Genomic DNA, 635 nt, shown 5'->3' on the forward strand with positions numbered 1-635 from the left:
AGAGGGATAGGAGCGAGGGTCACAACCAAAGTTATCAAAGCAGCTTAATCAAAAGCGCGGCGCCAGCTGCGCTTTTTCTTTTCCTTCCTTTTCTATTTTTCTTCGCGATGCAATTTGATACCTTAAGCGCAAATACTTATAAATATTGTGGAGAAAGAAATGAAGTGTCATCGCATAGAAGAGCTACTTGAGCTATTAGAGCCTGAGTGGCAAAAAGACCAAGAAATGAACCTGCTGCAATTCATCGTCAAACTGGCGCAAGAGGCGGGCTACGACGGCAAGTTGGAAGATCTCTCCGACGACGTACTGATCTACCATCTTAAAATGCGCAACAGCAGCAAAGACGAAATGATCCCGGGCCTGAAGAAAGACCAAGAAGATGACTTCAAAACCGCCATCTTACGTGCTCGCGGCATCATCAAATAAACACGTCTCACGACTTTCGAAGCGACTCCTCAGAGTCGCTTTTTTTATAACTAAATCAAATAGATTTTTAATACAGTTATAACTGTTCAGCCGTTTATTAGGTTAACTGTACTGACTTTTGTTGTTAAACGTAGACTGCGTTAAAGAAAAGGAATTGTTATTGCTTGTATAATCGCCGTTTATCAGTATTAACTAAAATAATTAATAGC

At 40.8% G+C, this 635-nt stretch carries 1 protein-coding gene; it reads left to right on the forward strand.

Going from position 1 to position 635, the window contains the following annotated elements; translation table 11 throughout:
* The first annotated feature begins 159 nt into the window (after positions 1–159).
* Positions 160–426, forward strand: coding sequence for a YihD family protein (locus tag R7Z77_RS26330; protein ID WP_005461387.1), 267 nt, complete (start codon positions 160–162; stop codon positions 424–426).
* Positions 427–635 lie beyond the last annotated feature (209 nt).

The organism is Vibrio sp. 1401 (assembly GCF_033340295.1).

Coding starts and splice junctions, on each gene's coding strand:
- R7Z77_RS26330 (WP_005461387.1), top strand. CDS start 160: ATGAAGTGTCATCGCATAGAAGAGCTACTTGAGCTATTAGAGCCTGAG.